This is a genomic window from Arthrobacter sp. P1_D4, from assembly GCF_056406115.1.
Genome location: NZ_JBFUAU010000006.1, coordinates 146885 through 170420, shown reverse-complemented (window position 1 = coordinate 170420; position 23536 = coordinate 146885). Strand labels below are relative to the sequence as shown.

General features: G+C 68.5%; 23 protein-coding genes. 19 read left to right on the top strand and 4 right to left on the bottom strand.

The window, feature by feature from the left end; translation table 11 throughout:
* Positions 1-8 precede the first annotated feature (8 nt).
* On the top strand, positions 9-992 hold the full coding sequence (gene pheA, locus AC1D0A_RS07360; RefSeq protein WP_243178298.1) for a prephenate dehydratase: 984 nt from the start codon (positions 9-11) through the stop codon (positions 990-992).
* Between the two features lie 94 nt (positions 993-1086).
* Positions 1087-1308 (top strand): hypothetical protein, encoded by a 222-nt coding sequence (locus AC1D0A_RS07355; RefSeq protein WP_018774949.1) that lies wholly within the window; start codon positions 1087-1089, stop codon positions 1306-1308.
* Positions 1309-1356: 48 nt separating this feature from the next.
* Here the strand turns inward: AC1D0A_RS07355 and AC1D0A_RS07350 are convergent, their stop codons facing one another.
* Complete coding sequence (locus AC1D0A_RS07350; RefSeq protein WP_476945467.1) at positions 1357-2421, bottom strand: diacylglycerol/lipid kinase family protein; 1065 nt, start codon at positions 2419-2421, stop codon at positions 1357-1359.
* 78 nt (positions 2422-2499) lie between these two features.
* Here AC1D0A_RS07350 and serS point away from each other — a divergent pair, with 78 nt between their 5' ends.
* Positions 2500-3780, top strand: coding sequence for a serine--tRNA ligase (serS, locus tag AC1D0A_RS07345; protein WP_028275985.1), 1281 nt, complete (start codon positions 2500-2502; stop codon positions 3778-3780).
* Between the two features lie 145 nt (positions 3781-3925).
* Positions 3926-4861, top strand: a complete 936-nt coding sequence (locus AC1D0A_RS07340; protein WP_476942699.1) for an HAD family hydrolase — start codon at positions 3926-3928, stop codon at positions 4859-4861.
* A 54-nt stretch (positions 4862-4915) separates the two neighbouring features.
* On the opposite strand, the gene AC1D0A_RS07335 is transcribed toward AC1D0A_RS07340, so the two are convergent.
* On the bottom strand, positions 4916-5515 hold the full coding sequence (locus AC1D0A_RS07335; RefSeq protein WP_243178301.1) for a hypothetical protein: 600 nt from the start codon (positions 5513-5515) through the stop codon (positions 4916-4918).
* 175 nt (positions 5516-5690) lie between these two features.
* Here AC1D0A_RS07335 and AC1D0A_RS07330 point away from each other — a divergent pair, with 175 nt between their 5' ends.
* A complete protein-coding gene (locus AC1D0A_RS07330) occupies positions 5691-8129 on the top strand; it encodes a phosphoketolase family protein (RefSeq protein WP_476945513.1) in 2439 nt (812 codons plus the stop codon).
* Between the two features lie 15 nt (positions 8130-8144).
* On the opposite strand, the gene AC1D0A_RS07325 is transcribed toward AC1D0A_RS07330, so the two are convergent.
* Both AC1D0A_RS07325 and AC1D0A_RS07320 read right to left on the bottom strand, forming a co-directional pair.
* Positions 8145-8897: a DUF429 domain-containing protein gene (locus tag AC1D0A_RS07325; protein WP_476945466.1), complete on the bottom strand. Its 753-nt coding sequence runs from the start codon at positions 8895-8897 to the stop codon at positions 8145-8147.
* Positions 8898-9024: 127 nt separating this feature from the next.
* Complete coding sequence (locus tag AC1D0A_RS07320; RefSeq protein WP_018774943.1) at positions 9025-9516, bottom strand: inorganic diphosphatase; 492 nt, start codon at positions 9514-9516, stop codon at positions 9025-9027.
* Between the two features lie 142 nt (positions 9517-9658).
* On the opposite strand from AC1D0A_RS07320, the gene dacB reads away from it, so the two are divergent.
* The 14 genes from dacB to panC all read left to right on the top strand — a co-directional run bounded on the left by dacB (position 9659) and on the right by panC (position 23420).
* Positions 9659-11152 (top strand): D-alanyl-D-alanine carboxypeptidase/D-alanyl-D-alanine endopeptidase, encoded by a 1494-nt coding sequence (gene dacB / locus AC1D0A_RS07315; protein ID WP_439954092.1) that lies wholly within the window; start codon positions 9659-9661, stop codon positions 11150-11152.
* Positions 11153-11286: 134 nt separating this feature from the next.
* Positions 11287-12447: a zinc-dependent metalloprotease gene (locus AC1D0A_RS07310; protein ID WP_028276932.1), complete on the top strand. Its 1161-nt coding sequence runs from the start codon at positions 11287-11289 to the stop codon at positions 12445-12447.
* Positions 12448-12545: 98 nt separating this feature from the next.
* Positions 12546-13580: a tRNA lysidine(34) synthetase TilS gene (gene tilS / locus AC1D0A_RS07305; RefSeq protein WP_476945512.1), complete on the top strand. Its 1035-nt coding sequence runs from the start codon at positions 12546-12548 to the stop codon at positions 13578-13580.
* A gap of 30 nt (positions 13581-13610) precedes the next feature.
* Entirely contained in the window at positions 13611-14162 is a 552-nt protein-coding gene (gene hpt / locus AC1D0A_RS07300; RefSeq protein WP_018774939.1) for a hypoxanthine phosphoribosyltransferase, read from the top strand.
* A 198-nt stretch (positions 14163-14360) separates the two neighbouring features.
* On the top strand, positions 14361-16427 hold the full coding sequence (ftsH, locus tag AC1D0A_RS07295) for an ATP-dependent zinc metalloprotease FtsH (protein WP_028276931.1): 2067 nt from the start codon (positions 14361-14363) through the stop codon (positions 16425-16427).
* Between the two features lie 9 nt (positions 16428-16436).
* On the top strand, positions 16437-17081 hold the full coding sequence (gene folE, locus AC1D0A_RS07290) for a GTP cyclohydrolase I FolE (protein WP_230007204.1): 645 nt from the start codon (positions 16437-16439) through the stop codon (positions 17079-17081).
* 11 nt (positions 17082-17092) lie between these two features.
* Positions 17093-18034 carry a dihydropteroate synthase gene (gene folP / locus AC1D0A_RS07285; protein WP_476945465.1) on the top strand — a complete coding sequence of 314 codons (942 nt, stop codon included), beginning with the start codon at positions 17093-17095 and terminating at the stop codon, positions 18032-18034.
* A 12-nt stretch (positions 18035-18046) separates the two neighbouring features.
* Complete coding sequence (gene folB, locus AC1D0A_RS07280; protein WP_223914703.1) at positions 18047-18406, top strand: dihydroneopterin aldolase; 360 nt, start codon at positions 18047-18049, stop codon at positions 18404-18406.
* Positions 18403-18972, top strand: coding sequence for a 2-amino-4-hydroxy-6-hydroxymethyldihydropteridine diphosphokinase (gene folK / locus AC1D0A_RS07275; protein ID WP_243178304.1), 570 nt, complete (start codon positions 18403-18405; stop codon positions 18970-18972). The genes folB and folK overlap by 4 nt, the downstream gene beginning before the upstream one ends.
* Positions 18969-19493: a DUF3180 domain-containing protein gene (locus AC1D0A_RS07270; protein WP_028276927.1), complete on the top strand. Its 525-nt coding sequence runs from the start codon at positions 18969-18971 to the stop codon at positions 19491-19493. The genes folK and AC1D0A_RS07270 overlap by 4 nt, the downstream gene beginning before the upstream one ends.
* Positions 19474-19986 (top strand): PH domain-containing protein, encoded by a 513-nt coding sequence (locus AC1D0A_RS07265; protein WP_243178305.1) that lies wholly within the window; start codon positions 19474-19476, stop codon positions 19984-19986. The genes AC1D0A_RS07270 and AC1D0A_RS07265 overlap by 20 nt, the downstream gene beginning before the upstream one ends.
* A gap of 18 nt (positions 19987-20004) precedes the next feature.
* Complete coding sequence (locus AC1D0A_RS07260; RefSeq protein ID WP_476945464.1) at positions 20005-21603, top strand: PH domain-containing protein; 1599 nt, start codon at positions 20005-20007, stop codon at positions 21601-21603.
* Entirely contained in the window at positions 21596-22516 is a 921-nt protein-coding gene (locus tag AC1D0A_RS07255; protein WP_476942693.1) for a Rossmann-like and DUF2520 domain-containing protein, read from the top strand. The genes AC1D0A_RS07260 and AC1D0A_RS07255 overlap by 8 nt, the downstream gene beginning before the upstream one ends.
* 1 nt (position 22517) lies before the next feature.
* On the top strand, positions 22518-23420 hold the full coding sequence (gene panC, locus AC1D0A_RS07250; RefSeq protein WP_243178307.1) for a pantoate--beta-alanine ligase: 903 nt from the start codon (positions 22518-22520) through the stop codon (positions 23418-23420).
* Positions 23421-23536 lie beyond the last annotated feature (116 nt).

The window sequence follows — 23536 nt, the reverse complement described above, 5'->3', positions numbered from 1 at the left end:
AAGAACTGATGCCCGCACCGACGCTCACCTACACATTCCTCGGACCCGAGGGCACCTTCACCGAAGCGGCCCTGATGCAGGTCCCGGACGCGGCGGAGGCCATCCGCATCCCGTCCTCGAATGTGAACACGGCGCTGGACAAGGTGCGGGACGGCTCCGCCGATGCGGCCATGGTACCGATCGAAAATTCGGTCGAGGGCGGGGTCACCGCCACCCTCGACGCCATCGCCACCGGCCAGGAACTCAGGATCCTCCGGGAGGCCCTGGTGCCCATCAGCTTCGTCTTGGTGGCCAGGCCCGGCGTGGCGCTCGGGGACATCCGGCGCGTCTCCACCCACGGGCATGCCTGGGCCCAGTGCAGGCTCTGGGTGGACGCCAATATTCCCAATGCGGAATACATCCCCGGTTCTTCCACCGCCGCTGCCGCCATGGGCTTGCTGGATGGTGACGGCGCCCACTACGACGCCGCGATCTGCGCCCCGATCGTGGCCACCGAACAGCCGGGCCTGATGGTGCTGGCGGAAAACATCGGCGACAACCCCGGAGCCGTCACCCGGTTCGTGCTGGTGGGCCGCCCGGGTGAACTGCCGGCCCCCACCGGAGCCGACAAGACCACTGTCGTGGTGCCGCTGCCCGAAGACCGGCCGGGTGCGCTGATGGAGATCCTGGACCAGTTCGCCACCCGCGGCGTGAACCTGAGCCGGATCGAATCCCGGCCCACCGGGCAGTACCTGGGCCACTATTTCTTCAGCATTGACGCCGACGGCCATGTCGCCGACGCCCGGGTGGCCGACGCGCTCGCGGGTCTTCACCGGATCAGCCCGGCCACCCGCTTCCTCGGGTCCTACCAGCGTGCCGACGGCCACCGAACCAGCGTCGCGCCGCATACCTCCGACCAGGCATTCCGCGCCGCGCATGCGTGGGTGAAAGACATACTGGGGGGCGCATCTGCTGTGCCGGAATATACCCCGGGGGCTTCGCCCAGAGCGTAGGCAAATGCCATATGGCGGACTTCCACCCCCTCCCAACTGTGCGTATGCTTGCCTGATCCATATTGGGGAATTCCCCTACGGGAGGGAGCGGGTCATGTCAGGCACCAGCACAGAAAATGACGGCCAGGGAATGATTGTCAATCCCAAGCCGACAGCTGAAAATCAGGACTGGGACGGCGACGACGCCGACCGCGCGGACCGCCTGCGCTTCGAAGAGGAGCAGGCAATGATCCGTGAGCAGTCCGAAGCCCGGGCCGCCAAGGCTGCGGCCGAGGCGAAGAAGGCGGCAGAGGCCAAGAAGGCCGCTAGCGCCTAGTCCCTCGCTCCTGGCGCGCTGCAGTGGCGCGCTCCAGCCGCCGTCGGCCTAGCGGCCTTCGGTGCCGTCCTTGACCCTCACCAACAGGGATCCCGGGTCCACCTCGACGGTGACCATCGTGGCCTCGCCGGAAGGATCGCCGTCGACCTGGGTGGGCATAGGTTCCGGGCACCGGATAGTGATCTTGCCGCACCGGTAATACGTCATGACCGGCAGGTCCTTCGTGTGCTTCAGGACGATCTTTGTGTACATGGCCAGCCAGCCGATCGCACTGCGCGGGCTCATCACCACCACGTCCAGCATCCCGTCATCGATCATGGCCTGCGGGATGAAGTCGATTCCCCCGGGGATCAGGCCGCAGTTCGCGAACAGGACGCTGCGGATCTTCCGGGCCTGCTCAGGCTGGCCATCCAGCGCGATGGAGACCTTCTTGCGGCGCCCCAGAAGGTGCCTGGCCCCGGCTTCCGTGTACGCCAGCCAGCCCACCGCCCTCTTCAGGCCGTCAAGGGTGTCGCTGACTACTTCGGCGTCCATGCCGATGCCTGCAATCACCAGGAACGTGTGTTGCGCTGACTCCCCGGTGAGCGAATTTTCCAGGGTGAGCCGCGCCGTATCGATGAACCGCTGGTCCCCGAACAGGGCGGCCTGCACGTTGCCGGGCAGGTCGTTGACCTCCAGATGCACATTGCGGGCCAGGAGGTTTGCGGTGCCCAGCGGGATCACGCCCATGGCGGTGTCCGTCCCGGCGAGGACCTCCGCCACCACACGCACGGTACCGTCGCCGCCGCCGGCCAGGACGACGTCGGCCCCGTAGGCCACCGCAGCCCGCGCCTGCGAGAATCCGGGGTCCTCTGCGGTGGTTTCAAAGACGCGGGGCGCCGGCCAGCCGGCCGCCGCGCACGCTGCTTCAATCAGGCCACGGGCCTCGGCAGACTTGGCCTTGATGGGGTTCAGGACCACGGCCACCTTCTGGCGGCCCGGGCCCGGGCTGTGGGTTTCCTCCCACACGGCACTGCGGGTGTGCTTGGCCTTCAGCCGGCGCACCCCCCACCAGCTGGAGACGGCAAAGACCAGGGCCCCAGCGATGACGAGGTAGAGCAGCCAGTCGCGCATTGTGATCCAACAGTATCCCGCCAGCGCATGCAGGCCGGCTTGCCGGGCAACCGTGACCGGATTGGATACTCTTGTCTGGTGATCGACGTAAAAGACCTCAGCGAAAATCCGGACAAGTTCCGTGCCAGCCAGCGCGCCCGAGGCGCCGACGAATCCGCGGTGGACGCGATCATCGCTGGGGACTCGGCCCGGCGGGCAGCCCTGATCCGGTTCGAGAACCTGCGGGCCGAGCAGAATGCGTACGGGAAGAAGGTCGCGCAGGCCAAGGGCGAGGAAAAGCAGGCCCTCCTCGCCGAGGTCAAGGCTCTGGCGGCCTCCGTCAAAGCGGCATCGGCCGAGGCCGATCTCGTCCAGGCCGCCCAGGACGAACTCCTCCGGACCATCCCCAACCTGATCGAGGACGGCGTCCCGGCCGGCGGTGAGGACGACTACATTGTGGTCAAGACGGTGGGCGCGCCGCGCGAATTCCCCGACTTCGAGCCGAAGGACCACCTCGAGATCGGCGAGCTGATCGGGGCCATCGACATGGAACGCGGGGCGAAGGTTTCCGGTTCACGCTTCTACTTCCTGCGCGGCGTCGGCGCCCGGCTTGAAATGGCGCTGCTCCAGATGGCCATGGAACAGGCGATCGACGCCGGGTTCGTCCCCATGATCACGCCCACCCTGGTCCGCCCGGAAACCATGCAGGGCACCGGCTTTGACGTCAAGCACGACGCCGAGATCTACCGTCTCGCCGAAGACGACCTGTACCTCGTGGGCACCTCGGAGGTGGCCCTCGCCGGCTACCACGCCGACGAGATCCTGGACCTTTCGGCCGGCCCCATCCGCTATGCCGGCCAGAGCTCGTGCTACCGGCGCGAGGCGGGCTCGCACGGCAAGGACACCCGCGGCATCATCCGGGTCCACCAGTTCAACAAGGTGGAGATGTTCATCTACACCACGGTTGAGGACGCTGCCGCCGAGCACGCCCGCCTGCTGGCATGGGAAGAGGAGATGCTGGCCAAGTGCGAGCTCCCGTACCGCGTCATTGACACCGCCGCCGGCGATCTGGGCAATTCCGCGGCCCGGAAGTTTGACTGTGAGGCCTGGGTCCCCACCCAGGGCGCATATCGGGAGCTGACCTCGACGTCGAACTGCACCACGTTCCAGGCGCGCCGGCTGAACATCCGGGAACGGGTTCTGAACGAGGACGGCGCGCCCAAGGGCACGCGGGCGGTCGCCACGCTCAACGGCACCCTGGCCACCACCCGCTGGATCGTCGCCATCCTGGAGCACCACCAGAACCCCGACGGCTCCGTCAACGTCCCCGCCGCCCTGCAGAAGTACCTCGGCGGCATGACGGTTTTCCCCGTCCTCTAACCCCGGTCCCGACCCCAGCCAGGCCTCCGATGGCCGCCGGGTAAACGCCCACAACAAGGACATTATGTGGGTGTTTACCGCAAGTTCACGCCTTGCTGTGGCGTGTGTCCTAGCGGCAGTCGGGGGTCTCTGCTCTACTTGTGAGATGACAACAATGACTGAATCCTCAGTCGCCGGCAACGATGACCGGCGCACCACACACCAGAACATGACAAACCAGAACACGACAGACCAGAACACGGCGGCCCCGGCCAGCGCGGCCCGGGTGGGAAACTCCCGGAACCGAGCCGGCGACAAGATGCTGATCGCCCTGGACGTCGATGGCACCCTTGTGGACCACGACGGGCATATGTCGGTTCCTGTCCGAGAGGCCGCCCAGGCCGTGGTGGCCGCAGGCCACCACGTCATGATCGCGACCGGCCGCTCCCTCAACGCCACATTGCCCGTCATCGAACATATCGGGATCGAGAACGGTTACGCCGTGTGCTCCAACGGCGGTGTGATCCTGCGCGTCGACTCCGGACTGCCCGAGGGCTACGAAATCCTCCACAAGGCAACGTTTGACCCCGGGCCGGTCCTTCGCGCGCTGCGCAAGCGGTTGCCCTCGGCCAAGTACGCGCTCGAGGACGGGGACGGCAACTTCCTGTCCACAGAACGCTTCCAGGACGCCAGCTTCGGCGTCGAAGCGGTCGGCGTCGACTTCCAGACCATGCTGGAGGCTACCGCCGTGCGCGTGGTGGTCTTCAGCTCGGAGAATACGCCCGAAGAATTCAACACCGCGATCCGCCACATCGGGCTCGCCGGCGTCACGTATTCGGTGGGCTGGACGGCGTGGCTGGACATCGCCGCTGCCGGTGTCACGAAGGCCAGCGCACTGGAACAGCTCCGCGACCGGCTCAGCATCGAAACGCACCGTACTGTCGCCGTCGGCGACGGCCGCAATGACATCGAGATGCTGACCTGGGCGCGCCGCGGCGTGGCCATGGGCCAGGCCCCCGTTGAGGTGATTGCCGCTGCTGACGAAGTGACGAAATCGGTCTACGACGACGGCGCCGCGCACGTGCTTCGCAGCCTCCTCTAAGGCCTCAAGGGCGCGGCAAACGGTCGGGCGGTTCCGAGGAGGGGCCGGGACGGGCTAGCGGACGTCGAGGATGAGGCTCAGGAGCCGCGCCGCAGCGGGCCGGGCCGCGTGCTCTTCGTTCCACTGGGACCGGGCCACGGCCTTGCTCACGGCCTGGGTGGTGATCCCGAGTTCCTCTGCGACCGTCTTCTGCTGACCCCGAACCCCCGGGGTGAGCAGGTCCAGTACCCGCCATTCCGCCTGGCTGCGGTCGTGCACGATGTGGCCCAGGAGGCGCAGCACGGCTTCCGCCTCTGCGGCAAGATCGGCCAGCGGGCCCTCCACGGCCACCCGGACGCGGTCCTTGTGGTTCCGGAGACGATCCACCGCGCGCCGGGCGTAGATCAGCCCGTGCCCGGAGGCGTCCTTGATCTGGTTCGGCAGGGGTTCATTGACCGGGCCCACGCCAATGCCCACGTACCAGCTGCCGCTGCGCAGGGCGATCATGGCCGCTTCCACCGTCTGATGCGGACAGTCCAGGATCCCTTGGACCTCATCCTCAACGGAACGATCGAAATCAAGGCGCGCCGGAATGTGCCGCAGGTCCTTGAGGAGCTGCGGCACGCGGTCGCCGTCGCGCCGGCTGTCGGTTTGATTGATGGTCAGCGTGAACATTCTGGATGACACACTACCTGCTGGCACTTGCGGGGCAAGTTGCCGGCGGCCGGTGACGGACCGGGGTTGTGCCCCGTCCGCCGAACGTGTTGCGATGGACCAAATGTGCCGACGCAGGAACCACGAGGCGAGGATCCCAGTGAGTAGTGACGTGAATGGAACCACCCGCGCACAGATGCCGGCCGAGGGCTCGTCCCTGGACAATGCGGTCCTGGACACAGGGATCCTGGACACCGCGGCCCTGGACCTGGTGGACCGCTGGTGGCGGGCGGCGAACTACGTCTCGGTGGGGCAAATCTACCTCCGGTCCAATCCGCTGCTGCGCGAACCCCTCCGCGCGGAACACACGAAGTCCAGGCTCCTTGGTCACTGGGGGACCACACCCGGACTGAATTTTGTCTATGCCCACCTGAACCGGGCTATCCGCCGGGACAGCCAGCAGATGCTCTTCATCGCCGGTCCCGGCCATGGCGGCCCCGCGGTGGTCGCCAACGCCTGGCTGGAGGGGACCTATTCGGAAATTTACGGCCACGTTGGTAACGACGAAGCCGGCCTGTCCGAGCTGTTCAGGCAGTTCTCCTACCCCGGCGGCATTCCAAGCCACGCCGCCCCGGAGACCCCCGGTTCGATCAGCGAAGGCGGCGAGCTCGGCTACTCGCTGGCACACGCGTATGGGTCTGTCTTCGACAACCCGGACCTGATCACGGCCGTCGTCATCGGTGACGGCGAAGCCGAGACCGGGCCGCTGGCTGCCAGCTGGCATTCGCACAACTTCCTTAACCCGGCGGCCGACGGCGCTGTGCTGCCCATCCTGCACCTCAACGGTTACAAGATCGCCAACCCCACGATTTTGGCCCGTATGCCCGAGGCCCAGCTGGAACAGCTGCTGCGCGGCTACGGGCACGTCCCCCATTTCGTCACCGTGGCCGATCCGGCCGACACAGCCGCGGCGCACCGGGATTTCGCGGCCGCACTGGACGCCTGCCTGGCCGGGATCCGGACCATCCAGCAGCGCCACCGCAGCGGCACTGCGCAGGACGGCACTGCGCAGGACGGCACTGCGCAGGACGGTGCTGCGCAGTGGCCCATGATCGTGCTCCGTTCGCCCAAGGGCTGGACCGGGCCCAAGACGGTGGACGGGGAGCAGGTGGAGGGCACCTGGCGCAGCCACCAGGTTCCGCTGAACGAGGTTCGCACCAATCCTGGGCACCTGAGCCAGCTGCAGCAGTGGCTCGAGTCCTACCGGCCGGCGGAACTCTTCGACGATCGCGGACGCCTGAGGCCGGAGACGGCCAGGAACGCCCCGGCCGGTGCGCTGCGGATGAGCGCAACCCCCCATGCCAACGGCGGGATCCTGCTGCGCCCGCTCAACCTGCCGGACTACCGCCGGCACGCCGTCGACGTCGCCGAGCCCGGCATCGAAAGGATCAGCCCCATGGTGACGCTCGGCCCCTGGCTGCGCGACGTCATTGCGCTGAACCCCGAGACCTTCCGGCTCTTCGGCCCCGACGAGACGGCATCGAACCGGCTGCAGGGCGTCTACGAGGCCACCGACAAGGTCTGGCAGTACAGGATTGATGCGCTGGATGAGCATATTGCCCGCGCCGGGCGGGTAATGGAAGTCCTCAGCGAACACCTCTGCCAGGGCTGGCTAGAGGGATATCTGCTGACGGGACGGCACGGGGTGTTCAACTGCTACGAGGCGTTCATTCACATCATCGATTCGATGTTCAACCAGCACGCCAAATGGCTCAAAGTCCACCGGCAGCTGCCGTGGCGCCAGCCCGTGGCCTCACTGAACTACCTCTTGTCCTCCCACGTGTGGCAGCAGGATCACAACGGCTTTTCGCACCAGGATCCCGGCTTCATCGACCACGCCGTGAACAAGAAGGCCGAAATCATCCGGGTCTACCTGCCCCCGGACGCCAACACGCTTCTGGCCGTGATGGAGCATTGCCTGGCCTCCCGCGACTACGTCAACATCGTGGTCAGCGGCAAGCAGCCCTCGCCAACCTGGCTCGGGCCTGACGCGGCCTCGCACCATTGCCGCCGGGGCCTGGGCATCTGGGAGTTCGCCGGCTCCGAAGTCGCCGGTGAGGAGCCCGACGTCGTCCTTGCCTGCGCCGGCGACGTCCCCACGGTCGAAACCGTCGCCGCGGCCGAGCTCCTGAAGCAGGGGGCGCCCGGGCTGAAAGTGCGGGTGGTCAACGTCGTGGACCTCATGCGGCTCCAGGACGCCAGCGAGCACCCGCACGGGCTGACGGCCCGGGACTTCGACGGCATCTTCACGGCGGACAAACCGGTGATCTTCGCCTATCACGGCTACCCCGCGCTGATCCACCGGCTCACCTACCGGCGCACCAACCGGGAGGGCCTGCATGTTCGCGGCTACAAGGAGGAAGGCACCACCACGACCCCCTTCGACATGGCCATGCTGAACGGAATCGACCGCTTCCAGCTGGCAATTGACGCGATCGACCGGGTCCCCGGACTGGCCGGGAGGCACTCGCTGCTGCGCCAGTCCCTGCAGGACAGCCGCATGCGGGCCCGCGACCACACCCGGCAGTACGGTGAGGACCCGGCGGAGATCAGCAGCTGGTCGCTGCGGATTTGAGCAGTGCCCGCCGGGCTAGCCCGGGAGCTCCTGCAGCCCGCCCCGGGGCAGATGGATCCAGCCTTCGGTCAAGGCAGCCGCGGCGTGCCCGGGCCCGGGCCGCAGCGTCGCGCCGACGGCGACGGCCCGCGCGGACAGGGCGGCGATGAGGGCATCGAACATGTCATCGGACGCCGCAAGATCGGCCCGGTACTCCGCCAGGTCCAGCCACGGCGCCTTCACGGCCAGATCCGCCACCGCTGAGGACAGCTTTTCCGCCTCCGGCGCCCCGCGCCCCTTGTAGCCGCGGGCATGGATCCCCCAGAGTTTCAGCGACGCCGCCGGGTACACCTCGGCAAGCCGGCCGCTGCCGTCCCTGGCCTGCGGCCCGTACTCCTTTGCGATCTTCGCCTGGATCACCGCGCAACGCATCGCCGGGTGGGCCAGCCGGTCCGCGGAGATGCTGAGCGGGATCAGGCCGGTGCTGCCGGTGACGAAACGGTCGGTGTCGCGGTAGGCGAGCAGCCGGCGGCCCTCGATCCCGTCATGGTCCAGCACTGGATGTGGTTCAAAGCTCAGGTGCCCGGCGATGAAGGGAAGAAACGCGTCCGGCCAGCCCAGCGGGGAATCGATCCCCGTCATGGCGCTGGTGCCGAAGAGGCGGAGGATCTCCTCGTCGCCCACGTCCAACGACAGATGCGCCAGGCGCGCCGCGCCGTGATCCCATTCGATGACGGCCGCTGCCGTCTTCTTCGCGGCGGCAGCGAGGTCGACGCCGAGAGTCCGCATCACCGCGCCCCAGCCACTTGACTGAACGCCGATCGAAAAACGCCCAACAAAAACGCGGGGTCACGTACCGCCCGTTCCGGAACCCCGGATGGGCGGTATGTGACCCCGCGCTGGAGTACAGGAACGGTCAGTGGCCGGCTGCCGGAACGTAACGCTTGATGGAGGCTGCCAGTTCGGCTTCGGCGGCGGCACGGTCGCCCCAGCCCTCGGCCTTGACCCACTTGCCCGGCTCCAGGTCCTTGTAACGGGTAAAGAAGTGCTCGATTTCCTTGATCAGGAACTCGCTGACATCGCTGATCTCTTTGATGTGGTCGAACCGGGCATCGGTCGGGACGCACAGGACCTTGGCGTCGCCGCCGCCGTCGTCGGTCATGTTGAACACGCCGATCGGGCGGGACTCGACGATCACGCCGGGGTAGAGGTCGAAGTCCTGCAGGAGCACCAGCGCGTCCAGCGGATCTCCATCCTCACCCAGGGTGTTCTCGAAGAAACCGTAGTGGGTGGGGTACTGCATCGACGTGAACAGGACGCGGTCCAGGCGGACGCGGCCGGTCTCGTGGTCGACTTCGTACTTGACGCGCGATCCTTTGGGGATCTCGATGGTCACGTCATGCTTCATGGAATGCTCCTCGACGAATTCAGGGGGTGCGCGGCACGTGCATAAGGGCTGTCGGTGCCGCCGACTACTATTGAGGATATAGCGAGAGGCGCTGGTTTCAGGAACTAGTGGGGACATTTCAGGACTAAGGACCAGCAGCAGCATGAAACCGAGAACCAGCCGCGAGGGTACCCAGCCGGTGCCCGGCAGGGGTCGCAGGATGCCCGCGCTGCTGCTCCAGACCCTCCTCGTGGTGGCAGTGGCTGTGCCGGCCGGCATCGCCATCTCCCCGGCGTTCCTCAGCCATGACGGGTCATCCGACGCCTCGCAGACAGCACCGCCCTGGCAGCAGATCCCCGCCACATTGAGCCCTCCCGGCAACAGTTTGGGGGCAGTCGGGCCCCTCAGCACTTCCGCGCCGGTTCCGGCCGGGGCCGCCCTCGCCGCGCAGTTGAACAAGACCCTTAGGCCCGACGGCGCCGGCACCTTCACCGGCATCGTCCAGGACGCCGCGACGGGGCAGGTCCTCTTCGACCGGGCTGCCGACGAGGCCCGCGTTCCGGCGTCGAACATGAAGCTCCTCACAGCCGGTGCGGCCCTGCGTGTCCTGGGCCCCGACCGCCGCTTCAGCACCCGCGTGCTGGCAGGGCCGACCCCCGGCTCGGTGGTCCTGACCGGCGGAGGTGATGTCCTCCTGGGCGCCGGAGAATCGGCCCCGGGCGCCGTTCTGGGCCGCGCCGGGCTGACCACGCTCGCGAAGGCCACTATCGATGCCCTCAAAGCCGGCGGCGTCACCGCCACGGTGAACGTCCTGCTGGATGACTCCCTCTTCAGCGGCACCTCGCTCAGCCAGGCGTGGAGCCCAGAGGACGTAGCCGCCGGGGAGATGGCCCCGCTGTACCCGCTGGCGCTGAACTCCGCCAGGTTCGATCCCGCCAAGACCACCGGACCCCGCCCGCGGGACGCCGCCATGACCGCCGCCGAGGTGTTCGCCGCCCGGCTCACGGCGGCCGCGGCGGCCGGGGGGCTGTCCGTGGCCCCCGGCGTCGCCCGGGGCCGGCCCGGTGACGCGCCGGAGGGCGGGCACGCCAAAGTCCTGGCCGAGGTCCAGTCCGCCACGGTGGGGCAGCAGGTGGACTTGATGCTGCAGACCTCGGACAACTACCTCGCCGAGGTGATGGGACGGATGACCGCCCTCGGCGTCGGCCGGCCCGGCAGCAGCGACGACGCCATTGCCGCCGTGCTGCAGCAGGTCAAGGACATGGGCGTTCCCACTGACTCGCTCCGGGCCGCGGACGTCTCCGGCCTGGCCCTGGCCAACAGGGTCTCGGCCCGGCAGCTCACGGACGTGGTCCGGGCCATGACCTCGGGCACAGACCCCCGGCTGCGCGCCGCCCTGAGCGGGTTCCCGGTCGCCGGGCTCACCGGCACCCTGGGGGACCGCTACACGGATGCGGCCTCGGCCGCGGGCGCCGGGCTGGTCCGCGCCAAGACGGGCACACTGAACACAGTCATTGCGCTTAGCGGTTCCGTGGTCGACGCCGACGGCCGGCTCCTGGTCTTTTCCTTCGTCGGCAACGGGCTGACCCCCGGCGCCGCGAACAAAGCCGCGCTGGACCGCTCCGCCGCCGTCCTCGCCGGCTGCGGCTGCCGCTGACGGCGCGGGCCGGCCGGGACCCCGCGCAGGTCTGGCTCTTCGCGCCGGTCTGGCCCTTCGGCCGGAGGTCCCGGAGCCCGGCCGGTTCGCCGGTCAGCGAAAATTAAGGCGCATTGTCGGGGCCCTGTGATCTGATGGACCCCATGGAGTCCTCTGCAAGCGAGACATCAAGCGAGACATCACCCAAGACGCCGAGTGCGGCATCGGTCCAGGTCCCGGATCTCATCAACTGGGAGCTCGCCGCGTCCACGGCAGCCCGGCTGACGCCGGCGGGCCCCGTCCTGGGCAGCGCCGAGATCGGCGCCGCCGTCGAAAATCTGCGGCTCATGGCGGACATTTCCGTGCCGCACGTCCACCACATCACCGGCCTGGACGCCGCCCGGGACCTGCGTGACTCCGAGGTCCTCGTCGTGGACCGGGCCTCATGGGCCAAGGCCAACACGCAGAGCTTCGCCGTCATGCTCAAGCCCGCCATGGGAAAGCTGCTGGAGGGCCGCGGTTCCATCAGCCCCGGCGCTGCCGGGGTCAGCGCGGCCATCACCGGCAGCCAGCTCGGCGCCATCCTGGCCTTCCTTTCGAGCAAAGTCCTGGGCCAGTACGATCCCTTCTCAGCGCTGGCCGAAAACTCCACGGCCCCCGCTTCCGGACGGCTGCTGCTCGTAGCGCCGAACATCATCTCCGTGGAACGCGAACTGAAAGTCGAACCCGCGGACTTCCGGCTCTGGGTCTGCCTCCACGAACAAACCCACCGGGTGCAGTTCGCCGCCGCACCGTGGCTGCGGCACCACATGCTCCAGGAGATCGAAAACCTCAGCGGACTGTTGCTGGGCAATGTCGATTCCCTGATGGAACGGGCCTCGGCGGCCGCGAAATCGCTGAAGGACCGCGCGGCACCCGGCGCCGCGCCCGGACGCGGCGCCATCCTGGACCTGCTCCAGAACCCGGAGGAAAAGGCGGCCCTGTCCCGCCTGACTGCCCTCATGAGCCTGCTCGAGGGTCACGCCAATGTGGTCATGGACGCCGTGGACGCCAGCATCGTTCCCTCGGTGAAGACCATCCGGCAACGTTTCAACGACCGCGGCCAGGACCGCGGCATGATCGAGAAATTCATCCGCAACCTGCTCGGCCTCGACGCCAAGATGCGCCAGTACAGTGACGGCGCCAAGTTCGTCCGGGAAGTGGTGGCCGCCGCCGGCATGGGAGGCTTCAACAGAGTCTGGGAGTCCGCGGACCACCTCCCCAGCGAACCCGAGATCCACGACTCCCGGCTCTGGCTCGACCGGATGGGCCTCTAGCCGCCATGACTGCCCCCGACGGCGCCGGTTCGACCTCGATTTCCAGCGGACGACGCCGGCCCGGCCGCCTCGCGCCGGTGGTCGGCACGGCACGAAAAATGCTGCAGGACGCCCTCGCCGCGGCCGGCTACCCGGACCGCGTCCTGGTTGCCTGCAGCGGCGGCCCGGACTCGCTGGCTCTCGCCGCCGTCGCCGCCTATTTCGGGCGCCGGGGCCACGTGGACGGCCATCCTGTCTCTGTCGGCGCCGTCGTCGTGGACCACCAGCTGCAGCCGGGCTCGGCCGCGGKCGCGGCCACCACGGCCCGGACCCTCGAGGAGCTCGGGATCTCTCCCGTGACGATCAGGACTGTCGACGTCGCCTCCAGCGGCGCGGGCCCCGAGGCCGCCGCCCGGGACGCCCGCCATGCGGCCCTTGAGGCCGCCGCGGACGAGGCAGGTGCAGCCGCGATCCTGCTCGGCCACACCCTCGATGACCAGGCCGAACAAGTGCTCCTGGGCCTGGCGCGCGGGTCGGGCACCCGGTCCCTCGCCGGGATGCGGCCGGCCCGCGGCCGGCTGCTGCGCCCGTTCCTGGGCCTGCGGCGCGCGGACACCCTGGAGATCTGCCGGGTGGAGGACCTGGAGCCCTGGCACGACCCGTCCAACACCGATCCCGTGTACGCGCGTTCCCGGACCCGGGTTGAGGTGCTGCCCCTGCTGGAGGACAAGCTTGGCCCCGGCGTTGCCGAATCGCTCGCCCGCACGGCCGCGATCCTGCAGCTCGACGCCGATTATCTGGAGGACGTGGCGAACGACACGTTCGAGCGGCTGCGCCAGCAGACAGGGGAGGAGATCAGCCTTCCGGAGGCCGGGCTGAGGGATCTTGCCCCGGCCGTGAGGTTCCGGCTGATCGCCAAGGCCGCCGCCGCCGTCGGCGGTCAGCAGCCCAGCTACCAGCGGCTGCTCGCGGCGGAAGCGCTCCTGCGCCGGCAGGGATCGGCCGGCCCGGTGGAGCTTCCCGGCGGGGTCAGCGTCTTCCGGCTCTCGCTCGCGCAGCTCCTTGCGGCGGAGCCGTCCGCCGCCGGTGTTCCCCGCGAAGCCGCCCGCTGTGGGAAGCTTGTATTCCGGCCTCAACAGCCGCCCCGAAATTAGTCGCACCCCGCATCTACACAGGAGCCATTGGTGGATTCAAACGACGTCCAGGCAGACCTCAAACACGTTCTCTACACCAAGGAACAGATCCAGCAACGGATCACCGAACTCGCGGCGCAGATCGACAAGGACTACGAGGGCCGCGACCTCCTGATCGTCGGCGTGCTCAAGGGCGCCGTCATGGTCATGGCAGACCTGGCCCGTGCGCTGCACACCCACGTCTCCATGGACTGGATGGCCGTGTCCTCGTACGGCTCGGGCACGCAGTCCTCAGGCGTGGTCCGCATCCTGAAGGACCTCGACACCGACCTCATGGGCAAAGACGTCCTGATCGTCGAGGACATCATCGATTCCGGCCTCACGCTGTCCTGGCTCAAGACGAACCTGGAATCGCGCGGCACGGCGTCAGTGGAAATCTGCACCGCCTTCCGTAAGCCGACTGCCGCCAAGGTCAAGATCGACGTCAAGTACGTCGGCTATGACATCCCCAACGAGTTCGTGGTGGGCTATGGCCTGGACTACGCCGAGAAGTACCGCAACCTGGACTTCGTCGGCACCCTGGCCCCGCACGTCTACGAGTAAATCGTTCACGCGAAGGCAACCCCGCCCGGGCCCCGGGCGGCCGGAGGCCCGGCCCCGCTACGCCCACAGGGAACTTTTGCCCTTTGCCGTGCGTGAGGTAGTGCGACGGTGTATAGCTAGAAGCTGACGCAGCACCACACGCGCGCAGACCGGTCGCCGTGCAGCACTACCAGGAGGGACGGGGCCAGCCCCGAACAGATGAAAGCTAAGAGTTTCTTCAAGGGCCCCGGCATCTGGATTGTCGTCGTGGTGGCCATGCTGCTGCTGGCATTTGCCACGCTTGCGCCGGGCGGCGCCAGCCGGATCGACACCGACAAGGGCCTTGAGCTGCTGACAGCCGGCGGCAAGGTTGAACAGGCCAAGATTTTTGACGCCGAGAACCGGGTGGACCTGGTCCTGAAGGACAACCTTCAGGTCGACGGGCAGGACAAGGGCAAGAACGTCCAGTTCTACTTCGTCAACGCCCGCGCCCAGGACGTCGTCAAGGCCGTCACGGACTCCAAACCGTCCGGCGGCTTCACCGACCAGCCGATCGAAAACAACTGGTTCTCCGGGCTCTTCTCCCTGCTGGTGCCCGTGCTGTTGCTCGGCGTCCTGTTCTGGTTCCTGCTCTCCCGGATGCAGGGCGGCGGCTCCAAGGTGATGCAGTTCGGCAAGTCCAAGGCCAAGCTCGTCAACAAGGACATGCCCCAGGTGACCTTCAGCGATGTCGCCGGCGCCGATGAGGCCGTCGAGGAACTCGAGGAGATCAAGGAATTCCTGCAGGAACCGGCCAAGTTCCAGGCCGTTGGCGCCAAAATCCCCAAGGGCGTGCTGCTCTACGGCCCCCCGGGCACCGGCAAAACCCTCCTGGCCCGCGCGGTTGCCGGCGAGGCCGGCGTACCCTTCTTCTCCATCTCAGGCTCCGACTTCGTGGAAATGTTCGTCGGCGTGGGTGCCTCCCGTGTCCGCGACCTCTTCGAGCAGGCCAAGTCCAACGCGCCGGCGATCATCTTCGTCGATGAGATCGACGCCGTCGGCCGGCACCGCGGCGCCGGAATCGGCGGCGGCAACGACGAGCGCGAGCAGACCCTGAACCAGCTGCTGGTGGAAATGGACGGCTTCGACGTCAAGACCAACGTCATCCTGATTGCCGCCACGAACCGCCCCGACGTCCTGGACCCCGCCCTGCTGCGTCCGGGCCGCTTTGACCGGCAGATCGGGGTTGAGGCCCCCGATTTGATCGGCCGCGACCAGATCCTGCAGGTGCACGCCAAGGGCAAGCCGATGGCTGCCGGCGTCGACCTCAAGGCTGTTGCCAAGAAGACACCCGGCTACACGGGCGCGGACCTGGCCAACGTTCTGAACGAGGCCGCCCTGCTGACGGCCCGGTCCAACGCCAACCTGATCGATGACCGCGCCCTGGACGAGGCGATTGACCGCGTCATGGCCGGCCCGCAGAAGCGCAGCCGGGTCATGAAGGAACACGAACGCAAAGTCACCGCGTACCACGAAGGCGGCCACGCCCTCGTCGCGGCTGCCCTGCGGAACTCCGCCCCGGTCACCAAGATCACCATCCTGCCCCGCGGCCGTGCCCTCGGCTACACCATGGTGGTCCCGGAAAACGACAAGTACTCCATCACCCGCAACGAGCTGCTCGACCAGATGGCCTACGCCATGGGCGGCCGCGTCGCCGAGGAACTCGTCTTCCACGATCCGTCCACGGGTGCATCCAATGACATCGAGAAGGCCACCGGGATCGCCCGGAAGATGGTCACCGAGTTCGGCATGAGCGAACGGGTCGGATCGGTGCGCCTCGGCCAGGGCGGCGGCGAGCCGTTCCTGGGCCGCGACGCCGGCCACGAGCGCAACTACTCGGACCAGATCGCCTACATCGTCGACGAGGAAGTGCGCCGCCTGATCGACGGCGCCCATGATGAGGCCTACGCCATCCTGACCGAGAACCGGGATGTCCTGGACGAGCTGGCGCTGGAACTGCTCGAACGCGAAACACTGAACCAGGCCGAAATCGCGCAAATATTCACCCACATCCGCAAGCGCGACTTCCGCGACGTCTGGCTCTCCAAGGAGACCCGCACGCTCCAGACCGCCGGCCCGGTGGAGTCACGCCGCGAAAAGGCGGAGCGTGAAGCCCAGGAGGAAGCCACCCACGCCCGGCTCGAAGAGCCCTTGGATGCCCAGCCCCCGCATGCCCAGGGCGTCGGCGGGCAGGAGTCCTTCCAGGGCGGTGCAACAGATATCGGGACTGATGGTCATCCCGGCTAGGCTTCTTCTGTGACTTCTAACTTCGACGACGACGTTCCCGCCCCCGCCGCTGCTTCGGCGGGGGACGGGGGAGCCCCGCATTCAAAGTCCAAAGTGGACCGCCCCAGGATCGAAGCGGCAGTACGGGAAATCCTGCTGGCGATCGGTGAGGACCCGGACCGCGGCGGCCTCATTGACACCCCGAAGCGGGTGGCCAAGGCCTACGTGGAAATGTTCGCAGGCCTGCACCACGACCCCGCCGAGATCCTGGCCACCACCTTCGACCTCGAGCACGAGGAACTCGTGCTGGTCAAGGACATTCCGTTCTATTCCACCTGCGAGCACCACCTGGTGCCGTTCCACGGGGTGGCGCATGTGGGCTATATCCCGTCCCACGACGGCAAGGTCACGGGCCTGAGCAAGCTGGCGCGCGTGGTGGACATGTTCGCCAAGCGCCCGCAGGTCCAGGAACGCCTGACCACCCAGATAGTCGAGGCCCTCGTTACGCACCTCAATCCGCGTGGCGCGATCGTCGTCGTCGAATGTGAACACCTGTGCATGTCCATGCGGGGAATCCGCAAGCCCGGCGCCAAGACCGTCACCAGCGCAGTGCGCGGGCAACTCCATGACCCGGCCACCCGTGCCGAAGCCATGAGCCTCATACTCGGAAGGTAAGAACACAGACCATGGACTCCCTAGCTGCAGCCCCGGGCACCGGCCCCGCCACTTCGCCCCTGCCCATCCTGCGCAAACCGCGCCCGGCGGCGAAGTTCCAGGACCTGCCCACGGACCGGACACTGGTGATGGGAATCCTCAACGTCACCCCTGATTCCTTCAGCGACGGCGGAGCCCACGCGACGGCGGACACGGCGATCGCGGCCGGGCTGCGGATGTTCTACGCCGGGGCGGACATCATTGACGTCGGTGGCGAATCCACCCGCCCGGGTGCCACGGCAGTCGGCGCTGACGAGGAACAGCGCCGCGTCCTGCCGGTCATCGAGGCCCTGGTCAAGGCCGGCGCCCTGGTCAGCATCGACACCACCCACGCCGCGACGGCTGCCGCGGCCCTGAAGGCCGGCGCCGCGATCATCAACGACGTCTCAGGCCTGACCATGGAACCGGAAATGGCCGAACTCGCCGCCCGCACCAAGGTCCCCTACATCCTCACGCACCGCCGCGGCGACGCCAGCACCATGAACTCCCTGACGGACTACCGTGACGTCGCCGGGGAAGTCGTGACGGAGCTCTCCGGCGTCCGCGACAAGCTGTACGCCGCCGGGGTCGCGCCGGAACAGATCATTGTGGACCCGGGACTGGGCTTCGCCAAGAACGAGGGCCAGAACTGGGAGCTCCTGCAGCACCTGGATGTCCTGCAGGCCATGGGCCACAAGGTCCTCGTCGCCGGCTCACGCAAACGCTTCCTCGGCAGCCTCCTGACCGTGGCCGGCAAGGCCGCCCAGCCGGTTGAACGCGACGCCGCCACCGCCGCCATGACCGCCATCAGCGCCTTCCGCGGCGCCTGGGCTGTGCGCGTGCACGACGTCGGCGCGAGCCTGGACGCCGTCAAGGTCGCCGCCCGCATGGTTCCCCCGGCGCCGGCCGGTTCCGCCAACGCCGGCACCAACTGACCGGCCGGCACCATGGATCAGATCACGCTGAGCGGCGTCACCGCCGTCGGCCATCACGGTGTGTTCGATTTCGAGCGCCGCGACGGGCAGCCCTTCGTTGTCGACGCGGTGCTGCACCTGGACTTCAGCAAAGCGGCCGCTTCCGACGACGTCCTGGACACCGCGCATTACGGCGAGGTGGCCAACTGCATCCGGGACTGGATCACCGGTGAGCCGCTGAACCTGATCGAGGCCCTCGCGGTGCGGATTGCCGAGGACGTCCTGCAGAAATTCGCCGTCGCCGCTGTGGACATCACCGTGCACAAGCCCAAGGCCCCGATCGAAGTCGACTTTGGCGACGTCGCCGTCAGCGTGCACCGGAGGCGGACGTGAGCCCGCTCTACACCCGTGCCGTGATCGCGCTCGGCAGCAACCTGGGGGAGCGCAGCGACACCCTGTCCGCCGCCGTTGCAGACCTCGTCGACCCGCCGGAGGTGCGCCTGCTGGCCATCTCGCCGATCGTCCAGACCAAGGCCGTGGGAGGTCCGCCGGACCAGCCCGACTTCCTGAACATGGTGATTGCCGTCGAGACGTCGCTGCCGCCGCTCGGACTGCTCGAGCACTGCCACGACGTGGAGCAGAAGCATTTGCGGGTGCGCGAGGTCCGGTGGGGGCCTCGGACCCTGGACGTGGACATCATCACGTACGGGGATGTGGTGAGCTCCGATCCCGAGCTCACCCTGCCCCACCCCCGGGCCGCGGAACGGGCGTTCGTGCTCTATCCGTGGTCGCTGATCGATCCCGCGGCGGAGCTCAACGGCGAACGCGTGGGCGATCTCGCGGCGAAAGCCGCCGATTTCGCCGACCTTGCCACCTTTGACGGCTTCCAGAACCCCGCCGCAGCGGATGTCACTGCCACGGAGATCACCGGCGTGCCCGGTGCGGCGGAGCGGCCGTGAAGCTGACCAGCCCCCTGCTCCTGCTGGCCATTTGCGTGGTCCTGGCCGTGGCCGGCTGGTTCGCCACCATGCTCTCCGGCCGCTACGGCCTGGCCACCCCGGTGCTGCCGCTGACGGGCCTGGTGACCATGGGCGTGATCGTGGCCCTCACGCTGGTGCTGGGCATCCGCGTGCTCCGGTGGCGCAACGGCAAGAAGAAGAAAATCCTCAACCCCATCCTGGCTGCCTGGACCCTGGTCCTCGCGCAGGCCTGCGCCTACACCGGCTCGGTCCTGCTGGGCTGGCACGCGGGAATCGTGGTGGAGCAACTGAGGCTGTGGAACCTGCGCAGCAACCAGGAGATCACCTGGCAGGCCCTGGCCATGGCTGGCGGCGGCCTGATCATGGTGATCGTCGGGCTCGTCGTCGAGCGGTTCTGCCGGATTCCCCCCGAGGACGGCGACGCCGATTCCCGGCCAGGCGTGCAGGGAAAACGCAGCAAGCCGTCGGCGGAAGGCGAATATGCCTACCGAAGCGATTGATCCTCCGGGCATCGACTGGCTCCGGGTCTCCCCGAAGTACGTCACGGTGCGCCTCGCGGGGTGGGCGCTGGGAACCCTGGTCGCGGTGGCCCTGCTGTCGCTTCCCCTCATCCTGGTGCTGACCGGCGTGTGGACCTGGCTGCCGGTCTGGCTGGCCGTCGCCCTCCCCGCGGTCGCGCTGCTGCTGGCCCTGTGGCGGCTCGCGCTGATTCCCCGGCAGGTGCGCTCGATCGGCTACGCCGAGCGTGAGGATGACCTCCTGATCCGGCGCGGCATTTTCTTCCAGCGCACCCTCGTGGTTCCTTACGGGCGGATGCAGTACGTCGACATCGCGGTGGGCCCGGTCGAACGCCAGCTGGGCCTGTGCACACTGAAGCTGCACACCGCGGCCGCCGCGACCAGCGCCGAGATTCCCGGGCTGCCCGCGAGCGAAGGCGCCCGGCTCCGCGAACAACTGTCCGCCCGCGGCGAAGCCCGGCTGGCCGGGCTGTGACGGGAAGGCCGTGACGGGATGGCGCTGACACCGGAGGATGCCGGACCCGCCGCCGACGCAACCGCCGTCGGATCCGGTATCGAAGGAACTGCCGACGCCGGCTGGCTGCGCGTGCACCCCGCCTCGCCCTTTGTCCGCGGCTGGGTGGCGCTGGCTGCGCTGCTGTTCTTTTTTGGACGCGACAGTTTCGAACGGTTCCTGCAGGGCGGCCCGCTCTTTGACGAGCGGCTGGCCGGACGGGCGCCCTGGCTGCTGCTCGGCGGCGGCGCCCTGATTCTGCTGACCGTTCTCGGCTACGTCCTGAGCTGGTACTTCACCCGCTACCAGGTGGCCGGCGGCTACGTGCGCGTCAACACCGGGTTCCTGTTCAAGCAGCAGCGGCAGGCCAGGCTGGACCGGGTGCAGGCGATCGACGTCGTGCAACCCCTGCTTGCACGGATCTTCGGACTGGCTGAATTGCGGTTCGAAGTCGCCGACGCCGGCCAGTCCGCGGTGCGCCTGGCGTACCTGCGCGCGGACGAGGCCCGGCAGCTCCGCGCGACAATCCTGGCCCGCGCCTCCGGTGCCGCGGGCGGGACGCCGGCGCGGGAACCGGGAGACCCGGAGTCCGGAGAGCTGGAGGCCGCCGCCGTGGAAGCCCCGGAACAGGCCGTGCTCACCGTGCCGCCGCCGCGCCTGGTGGGCTCGCTGCTCCTGAGCGAACAAAGTGTCGTGATCCTGGCTGGCGGCATTGCCTCGGTGATGCTCTCCGCCGTCACGGAAAACCGGAACTTCACGGTCTTCCTGATCCCTGCCGCGATCGGGCTCATCGCCTCCTACTGGTCCTCGTTCAACAAGGGCTACAACTTCACGGCCGCCATTTCCCCGGACGGCGTCCGGCTGCGCTACGGCCTGCTGGACACGCAGGCGCAGACCGTTCCGCCGGGCCGGATCCAGGCGCTGAAGGTCAGCCAGCCGCCGCTGTGGCGGATATTCGGCTGGTACCGGATCCAGGTCAACGTGGCCGGCTACGGCCTGGCCGGCAGCGCCGGCGAAGGATCGGCCCGGACCACGCTGCTTCCGGTGGGATACCTCGGCGACGTCATGGAAATCCTCTCCCTGGTGCTCCCGGATCCCGGGACCCCGGACCCGGTGGGGCTGTTCACCGCGGGGATCACCGGCCTCGCGGACCCTGCCGGGACCCCGGACAGCGCAGCGGGGAAGGACCCCGACGGCGGCTTCGTCACCAGCCCGCGCCGGGCCCGGTTCCTGGCGCCGCTGGGCTGGCGGCGCAACGGCTTCGCGGCAACGGAGACCGCCCTGCTCCTGAGATCGGGCCGCTGGTGGCGGAACTTCGTGGTGGTGCCGCACCAGCGCACCCAGTCCATGGCGCTCCAGCAGGGCCCGCTCGCCCGGCGGTTCCGGGTGGCGGACCTGGTCCTGCACACCACGGCCGGTCCGGTGGCCCCGCGGCTCATCCAGGCCGGGCTCGACGAGGCCCGGGCCCTGTTCGATGCCCAGTCGGCCCGTGCCCGCGCCGCGCGCAAGCACCAGAAGAGCGAACACTGGCTGGAGCCGGCGGCCCAGCCGGCCGCACCACCCGCCGAAGACCCCCAGGAAGGCCCGCATCATGGCTAAACCAGGACGCCTCGGCGTTGGAATCATTGGCGCAGGGAAGGTCGGCGCCGTCCTGGGGGCGGCGCTGCGCGGAGCCGAGCACGCCGTCATCGGGGCGTCCGCCGTTTCGGACGCCAGCAAAGAACGCGTCGAAACGCTCCTGCCCGGCGTCCCGATCCTGGACGTGCAGGACATCGTGGAGCGGGCCGAACTGGTCCTGCTTGCCGTCCCGGACGATGCCCTGGGCCCGCTGGTGAACGGACTGGCCAAACTCGGCGCCTGGCAGCCCGGCCAGCTCGTGGCGCACACCTCCGGGCGCTTCGGCGTCGGGATCCTGCATCCGGTCCGCGCCGCCGGTGCCGTGCCGCTCGCGCTGCACCCGGCCATGACGTTCACGGGCATGAGCCTGGACCTCACCAGGCTCCTGGACTGCACCTTCGGCGTCACGGCCGACGCAGCGATGCTGCCGATCGCCCAGGCACTCGTCGTCGAAATGGGCGCCGAGCCCGTCGCGATCGCCGAGGCCGACCGCGTCCTGTACCACGCTGCCCTCGCGCACGGCTCCAACCACCTGGTCACGCTCGTGGCGCAGGCCTCGCAGCTGCTCCGCGACGTCGGCGTCGACGCCCCGGACCGGATGCTGGGCCCGCTGCTGCGCGCCACCCTCGAGAACGCCCTCGCCTCCGGTGAAACGGCCCTGACCGGGCCCGTGGCCCGCGGCGACACCGGCACGGTGGCCGCGCACGCCGGCGCCCTCCGCGAGTACGACGGCGGCGCGGCCGGCGATATTCTTGAGGCGTACCTGGCCATGGCCCGGGCGACAGCCCGCCGGGCAGGAAGCCGCGGGCTCCTGAAGCCGGAACAACTCGAAGGCATCGAACAGGCGCTCGGCGGCCCCGGCCAGAACGGGACGCCCGCCCCGGAAGGACCCTGACATGGCAATCCAACTCGTCACCACTGCTGCCCAGCTCCGCGCCGCAAGCGCCCGGCTGCTGGCACAGAAGGGCGGCACGTCCCAGGGCCTCGTGCCCACCATGGGCGCCCTGCACGAGGGACATGCCCAGCTGGCCCGGACGGCCGTCGCCCAGAACGACGTCGTGGCGGCCACCATCTTCGTCAACCCGCTGCAGTTTGGCGAGGCGGCGGACCTCGAACGCTACCCCAGGACCCTCGACGCCGACCTCGCGCTGCTCGACGCCGAAGGGGTAGACCTGGCGTTCGCGCCGGGTGTTGAGGAGGTCTACCCCGGCGGGGCACCCCTTGTGCGGATCACTGCCGGACCCCTGGGCGAAAAGTGGGAAGGCGCGTCCCGGCCGGGGCACTTCGACGGCGCGCTGACCGTCGTCGCGAAACTGCTCCACTACGGCATTCCTGGGGCAGGCCTGCCCGGGGGCGGCCAGCCCGCGTACCGCGCCTATTTCGGCCAGAAGGACGCGCAGCAGCTGGCCCTGGTCCAGCGCATGGTGGCTGACCTGAATTTTCCCGTGGAGATCGTGCCGGTGCCCATTGTGCGCTCGGCCGACGGCCTGGCGCTGTCCAGCCGCAACCGATTCCTCTCCGAAGACCAGCGCGAGGCGGCCCTGGTGCTCTCCCGCGCGCTGCGGCTCATCGAGGAGCGCGCCAACGCCCATGAGCCGCTGGACATCGAATCCGCGCAGGCCCTCGTCCGGTCCCAGCCGCTCGTGGAGCTGGACTATTTCGAGGTGGTGGATCCGCGCACCCTCGAGCCCCTCGCGGAGAACTGCCGGGACACCCCGTTCCGCGGCGAGGGGCTGGCGATCATCGCTGCCAAGGTCGGCCCTGTCCGCCTCATCGACAACGCGCCCCTGAACTCCTAGCCCCAACCCCACCACCAATAAGCAACGCGGGGTCAGATACGGCCCATGCCGCCGCCCGTCATCGGCTTATCCGAACCCGCGTTGTTTTCGCGGTGACGGGAATGCCCCCGGGCCCT

Excerpts from the sequence above, each read along its gene's own strand:
- AC1D0A_RS07330 (WP_476945513.1), top strand. The coding sequence starts at position 5,691 with ATGCCGGCCGAGGGCTCGTCCCTGGACAATGCGGTCCTGGACACAGGG.
- AC1D0A_RS07350 (WP_476945467.1), bottom strand. The coding sequence starts at position 2,421 with ATGCGCGACTGGCTGCTCTACCTCGTCATCGCTGGGGCCCTGGTCTTT.
- panC (WP_243178307.1), top strand. The coding sequence starts at position 22,518 with ATGGCAATCCAACTCGTCACCACTGCTGCCCAGCTCCGCGCCGCAAGC.
- pheA (WP_243178298.1), top strand. The coding sequence starts at position 9 with ATGCCCGCACCGACGCTCACCTACACATTCCTCGGACCCGAGGGCACC.
- AC1D0A_RS07255 (WP_476942693.1), top strand. The coding sequence starts at position 21,596 with ATGGCTAAACCAGGACGCCTCGGCGTTGGAATCATTGGCGCAGGGAAG.
- AC1D0A_RS07355 (WP_018774949.1), top strand. The coding sequence starts at position 1,087 with ATGTCAGGCACCAGCACAGAAAATGACGGCCAGGGAATGATTGTCAAT.
- AC1D0A_RS07260 (WP_476945464.1), top strand. The coding sequence starts at position 20,005 with ATGGCGCTGACACCGGAGGATGCCGGACCCGCCGCCGACGCAACCGCC.
- folB (WP_223914703.1), top strand. The coding sequence starts at position 18,047 with ATGGATCAGATCACGCTGAGCGGCGTCACCGCCGTCGGCCATCACGGT.
- AC1D0A_RS07320 (WP_018774943.1), bottom strand. The coding sequence starts at position 9,516 with ATGAAGCATGACGTGACCATCGAGATCCCCAAAGGATCGCGCGTCAAG.
- AC1D0A_RS07265 (WP_243178305.1), top strand. The coding sequence starts at position 19,474 with ATGCCTACCGAAGCGATTGATCCTCCGGGCATCGACTGGCTCCGGGTC.
- AC1D0A_RS07340 (WP_476942699.1), top strand. The coding sequence starts at position 3,926 with ATGACAACAATGACTGAATCCTCAGTCGCCGGCAACGATGACCGGCGC.
- AC1D0A_RS07310 (WP_028276932.1), top strand. The coding sequence starts at position 11,287 with ATGGACCCCATGGAGTCCTCTGCAAGCGAGACATCAAGCGAGACATCA.
- dacB (WP_439954092.1), top strand. The coding sequence starts at position 9,659 with ATGAAACCGAGAACCAGCCGCGAGGGTACCCAGCCGGTGCCCGGCAGG.
- AC1D0A_RS07335 (WP_243178301.1), bottom strand. The coding sequence starts at position 5,515 with ATGTTCACGCTGACCATCAATCAAACCGACAGCCGGCGCGACGGCGAC.
- folP (WP_476945465.1), top strand. The coding sequence starts at position 17,093 with ATGGACTCCCTAGCTGCAGCCCCGGGCACCGGCCCCGCCACTTCGCCC.
- AC1D0A_RS07325 (WP_476945466.1), bottom strand. The coding sequence starts at position 8,897 with ATGCGGACTCTCGGCGTCGACCTCGCTGCCGCCGCGAAGAAGACGGCA.
- ftsH (WP_028276931.1), top strand. The coding sequence starts at position 14,361 with ATGAAAGCTAAGAGTTTCTTCAAGGGCCCCGGCATCTGGATTGTCGTC.